This is a genomic window from Pantoea sp. EKM103V (assembly GCF_011800365.1).
Lineage (GTDB): Bacteria > Pseudomonadota > Gammaproteobacteria > Enterobacterales > Enterobacteriaceae > Pantoea > Pantoea anthophila.
The window spans coordinates 1-5559 of record NZ_JAALFQ010000025.1; the positions used below are offsets into that span (position 1 = coordinate 1).

3 protein-coding genes and 3 pseudogenes are annotated in these 5559 nt (G+C 46.4%); 2 read left to right on the forward strand and 4 right to left on the reverse strand.

The genetic code is table 11. The features are described 5' to 3' along the window. Positions 1-201: 201 nt before the first annotated feature. The 4 genes and pseudogenes from HFD97_RS22205 to HFD97_RS22435 all read right to left on the reverse strand — a co-directional run. A pseudogene (locus HFD97_RS22205) lies at positions 202-611 on the reverse strand (hypothetical protein); the annotation flags it as partial. A gap of 957 nt (positions 612-1568) precedes the next feature. Then, on the reverse strand, positions 1569-2399 hold the full coding sequence (locus HFD97_RS22520; RefSeq protein ID WP_341874300.1) for a prolyl oligopeptidase family serine peptidase: 831 nt from the start codon (positions 2397-2399) through the stop codon (positions 1569-1571). After that, a pseudogene (locus HFD97_RS22525) lies at positions 2400-3398 on the reverse strand (S9 family peptidase); the annotation flags it as partial. Positions 3399-3422: 24 nt separating this feature from the next. Continuing rightward, a complete protein-coding gene (locus tag HFD97_RS22435) occupies positions 3423-3707 on the reverse strand; it encodes a hypothetical protein (protein WP_244319840.1) in 285 nt (94 codons plus the stop codon). Positions 3708-4161: 454 nt separating this feature from the next. Here HFD97_RS22435 and HFD97_RS21840 point away from each other — a divergent pair. Further along, positions 4162-4776, forward strand: a pseudogene (locus HFD97_RS21840) (LysE family translocator). 159 nt (positions 4777-4935) lie between these two features. Then, a complete protein-coding gene (locus tag HFD97_RS21845) occupies positions 4936-5319 on the forward strand; it encodes a lysozyme inhibitor LprI family protein (RefSeq protein ID WP_167432524.1) in 384 nt (127 codons plus the stop codon). The last annotated feature ends 240 nt before the right edge of the window (positions 5320-5559 follow it).

The following is a 5559-nucleotide window of genomic DNA, read 5'->3' on the forward strand; positions in this document are numbered from 1 at the left end:
TGTTTGATGTCAGCCTGGGAAGGGGTTTAGAAGTCTCGCTGTGGTTGCAGGTGATGAACGTCCGCTATGAGCGAGAAACGGACATTCCTAATAGCATTCTGTGTGAGTTATTGGGGAGCTGGTCAAGTAGGAGATGCCATCTTATCGTTACATTCTCGAAAAGACTGATTAGGTCTCCCTTATCTAATGGCATGAAAACATTCAGCTGGAAATCTCGCTGTTGATGCATCTTATCTCTGTAAGCGCAGCAGCGTTATAATCAACGGAATGATTAACCCATAATATTGCGCTACCAAAAAATTCAACGACCTACATAATCATCTTGCCAATATTCTCTCGCTGTTTATCACTTAGGCTGTCCCACCAGTAAGGAGATGAGTATGTATTTTCAGCTTTTTTTGAAGAAAAAATACAGGAGAGTATTGGAAATCCTATCAGTTGGAACCTTAATTATTGACCGTACGAAACGTCTGATAATTGCTGAAGTTCCTGGCCAGCTGAACAACTATATATCCGTTACCTTCGCCGGAAGAAGCATTGAAGCAGACCTGCTTCGCCGATACGGTAAGATTGTTTAAATCCTCAATCTCAGTGTCATCGAAATCTCTCTGGTGATCCTGTCATCAGCTATAAGCTGACGCTGCCGGGCGACAGCCTAGGCCTCATGACACTGGAGCTGCTACCCACCTTGGTCAGTGAAATCCGGGGTCGCGAACAATGATAAACTTTCTGGCTGGTTCCCGGTGTGACGGACTGGCCGGTAAACCGACTGTGCGAGCTGCTGTCCTTGAAAGCAGCGCTCAGCGCTGCCTGAATTTCAATGATCTGTATGTGACGCTTATATATAAATTTACCATCCAATTACTCGAACGCCGTGCCTTTCGTCTGCTTCCCAATCAGGTCGCTCACCTGACATGATCGCCCTGCGATTATCTGCGCTTGGTTTAGTCGTAATTCCCGGATAAGGTTTGCTTTCAGATATTTTAGGAAGCGACTCTGCGTTGTCTGTTGAGCACCCACTCAATATCATAACTGCCACTATAATTACTCTTTTCATTACGAAAATTTCCCTTTTTATATAAAGAAGAAGCTTATAAATTCTGTGCCAAAATATATAGTTTTTTGTTCTGACGCCATTATGTCTGACCTCATAGCAATCCAGTCCAGAGCGAATCTGGTGCAAACAGGAGGTTACCAAGCCCCTTCTCTAACTCTTAAGACAGATGCTAATCCCTCACCGCTAAGTTTGCATGATTGGTGTGCAAGGATGGATGCGAACCAGGGTTAACCTGCTGCAGCCATCAGACCTTTAAGCGTATATGTATTTAGCGTACAAATCTTCCGCTACGTACGAGCAGTCGGAAATTGGACAGCCTTCTGATCACCCTGATTTCCCGGCATGCAGGGATGTATACAGCCAGCACTTCGGGTACCAAACGGTTGTCAAGTGACTCAGATTTAGTGAAAATAGGCTCACATTATTCTGTCCGGCTTGCCATACTTTTTATACGACTCATAATAACAGAAAATCAGCATTATCATTGAGCAGCAAGTTCAGGTTTACCTTCCTATTGATTTGTCAACATTTGCCATAGAAACTCTTCGATCATAGCATGATAAAACGCTACCTGGCTATTCTCTGGTGCGCTACCGTGACCAGCCCCGGTTTCTTCATACAGCCAGACATTGTTATGGCCCTGCTGCTTCATCCGGGCCACCATTTTTCTAGCATGTGCAGGACTGACGCGGTCATCCTGCGTGCCTGTGGTAAACAGTACCGGCGGATAGCTCTTATCAGAAGATACTTTGTCGAATGGTGAATAGTTTTGCAGCCATTGCCACTCTTCAGCAATATTCGGATCTCCGTATTCAGCAATCCATGAGGCTCCCGCCAGCCAGCGATGGTAGTTGATCATATCCAGAAGCGGGACTTCGCATAATAGTGCCCCAAAGAGCTCGGGATAGTCCGTCAGCATGTTGCCAATCAGCAGACCACCATTGCTTCCTCCCTGTGCCGCCAGTCGGCCAGCACAGGTCACTCTGCGGAACACCAGATCCCTGGCCACAGCCGCAAAATCTTCATAAGCCCGGTGTCGGTATTGTTGCAGTGCTGCCTGGTGCCACTCCGGACCATATTCGCCACCCCCACGAATATTTGCCACTACATAGACGCCCCCTTTTTGTAGCCATGTTGAGCCTTTCGCCCCCAGATATTCGGGCGTTAAAGAGACTTCGAAACCTCCATAACCATACAGCAGGGTAGGATGCTTACCCGTGAGCTCCAGCCCTTTGGCTGCTATCTGAAAATAAGGAATATGCGTACCATCCAGTGACGGGGTAAAGTGTCGTGTGACCTCAAAATCTGTTTTATCAAAACACGCCGGTTCCTGCTTCACCACACTGAGAGTTTTTTCATCCAGATCGCCATAATTAAGGCAACAGGGCTGCAGAAAACCGTGACTCACCAGTTGATAGCGGTTGTTCTCTGTATTAATGCCTGAAGCCGAAATCGTCGTGAAGTCAGATAATGTCAGCATTTGAACGCGGCTCCACAGTCCGTTCTTCGATTGTAAAATTTCAACACTCCCGACCACATCCCGGGTGAGGTTGAGGATTAGATAATCCCGGGTCCGACTGTAACTCTGTAGCGTAGTACGCACATCCGGTGTGAATAGCACGGTGAAGTTTCGCTGACCCTGTTGAAAAGAGGCAAAATCTATCGCCAGCAAAGCCCCGGGCGGATAGGTTTTATCCGCTATTCTCCAGGCTGTTGTAAGTGTGACAAGCAGCCAGGCATTAAAAAATCCGCAAGATGCATCTCCCGGAATGTCTATGGATATCAGCTCTCCCTTCGCGGTCAGCTGGTATGTGCGGCTGTGATAAAAATCTCGGCAGCACTTCACTAATGTTTTTTCGAATCCTTGGGTGTGGTCACGCCATGCTGAAACCGTCATATCGGTTGTTTGCCCGGCGTAAATCAGGGCAGCATCCTGCGGTAAAGTGCCTCGCTGCCAGCAGCTGACGCAACGTGGATAACCTGATGTCGTGAGTGTATCGCCGCCCGCATCAAGTGACAGCAAGAGGTGATTTACGTCAAGCCAGGCGACTGAACTTTTGCTTTCTGGCAGAAAAAAACCGTCGCTGATAAAGGTTTTTTCGATCAGGTCGAACTCGCGAATTTCGCAGGCATCGCCACCGCCCGATAAAAAAACAAGTGCACGCGTGAAATCAGGATAAAGCAGGTCTGCGCCTTGATAGCTCCAGTTAGCACCTTCCTCTTCATTAAGGCAATCAATATCCAGCACAGTTTCCCATGCAGGCACTGTTGTCAGATAGGATGTTTCGTGGGTACGCCGCCAGATACCACGAGGATGGTTGTCATCCCGCCAGAAGTTATAAACGGTATCGTGATAATGGTCGCCCTAGGGGATGTTCTCCTGATCATTTAACGACCGGAGGATGGTCTGCTTTCTCTCCTGAAAACGCATGCTTCGGGCAAATTTCTCCATAGTGTGGTGGTTTTGTTCGGCAACCCAACGTAGTGCTGCATCGTCATGAGGTGACTCGAGCTTGCTGAGTAAATCCTGCAAATAATCTTGCTCCATCACGAGTCCTTTTGTTGAAAATCCAGGATTGAAGATATTAGGTGGATGCGTATATGATGGCATGGTGTGCGTTGCTGAAAAAGCCCCAGCGCTGGTTGCCATCTTTAGCTGAAGTTAGGCACCTCAGCGCTTATCCGCCGGCTTAACGCATTGCTGAGTGACGCTGTACGTGAAGAAAACCGGCTTGAAAAAAACCAGCATCGAATACTTCGTCTGACGTCATCACCGCATGTTCAGGCTTCCCCGGGAAGAGGTGAAAGCTACGGAGCAGTTGATTACAACTCACATCAAAGCTTTTGTGTGTATTTGTGATTTTAATCAATTGCCAGTCGGTTGCTATCACCCCAGTTCCTATAATGAAAATTTTAAAATAAAAATCAGTATTCCACTCTTACCTGATAAGCTGAAATCTCTCAAGAGTCTCATGTGGCACAGAGCGGACACATCAGCAAAAAAGGTCTGCTATGAGCGAGAAGCGGACGTTTAAAAAAGTGATATTTGTTAGATTGATTATGTGGAACTAAATGATTAGCATCTGCTCTTTCGGACTAAGAAAGTGACTGTTAACGACTCCCTCTTCGCTCTCGCGGTACTGTTACTTACCCTGACTCCCGGCCTTGATACGGCACTTATTCTGCGCACCGCTTGTGCTGAAGGCGGCAAAAAAGCTTTTTACGCTGCGCTTGGCATTGATGCTGGCTGTTTTTTATGGGGTGCGCTGGTCGCGTTAGGTCTTGGGGCTCTTCTGGCAGTTTCAGAGATGGCTTACACGGTGCTTAAAATTTGTGGCGCGGTCTACCTGAGCTGGCTGGGCTTATAACTGCTGATACGTCCCCGATCATCTTTCAGTGATGGTGATGACAACAACGTTTCTCAGGGGAGCTGGTTTATCAGAGGAATGCTGGGGAATGTGCTCAATCCCAAAATGGGCATTTTTTATGTCTCTTTTTTGCCACAATTCATACCTGTCGGTCACTCACCTTTAATATGGACTTTTATCCTGGTCAGCATCCACGTAGCTATTGGGACTATATGGTCAGTCACTCTCATTTTATCCACGCATTTTGCGTCAGCAGTATTGAAGAAAAGTCGTGTTGTCCGGGTGATGTACAAGGCAACAGGGGGCTTGTTTTTATGCTTCGCGGCTAAACTTGCTATTAGCACGAGGTAGCTCTGAACTGGCTGGCGTTGTCCGCTTCAGGCACAAAGCTGACTGACGCCAGGCTAATATTTTCTATAAGCAGACATATGCCAGAGGATTGGTGTTTCTTGTAAACCTCAATTTTGGATAGAATAAACTGCGAAAACGCATTTCAAAAGGAAACTGAAAATGAAAAAAATGATTGCTCTCTCTCTGGTAATTTTTCCACTTACGCAGGCAGTAGCAGCCGACTGTGGCGAGGCGCAGACTCAGTCTGAAATGAATCAGTGCTTTTCTGCAGACTACAAAGAAGCAGATAAAGCTCTAAATAGTGCATACCAAAAGGTCCTGAAACTCACATCAGGTGAACAACGAAATCTGCTGCAGTCCTCACAGAAAAAATGGATCAGCTATCGTGACGCTGATTGTAAGTTTCAGACTTATAAATCAAGTGATGGCTCAGTAAGCCCGATGAATACTGCCATTTGTCTTCAGACCAAAACAGAACTGAGAACTAAAGAGCTTGAAAGTATGTTGAAATGTCCTGAAGGTGATGTAAGTTGCCCGCTGTAAAACCTTCTGTACTTCAGACATCTTTTAGGCTTAAGACCATTTAGATCCCTTCAAGTCCTCATTCTGAAATAGCCTCCTGATGGAGGCTATTCCTAATTTTAAAAATATTAGCTGATGTGCACCTTGATAATGAATCCAGTGTTAGGTTAACAATGTCCGCTTCTGGCACAAAGCGGACCCTCAATTCGTTCAGATTGAACAGTGTTACGTATCGTCTGCTTCATACAGAGTCGTAAATTG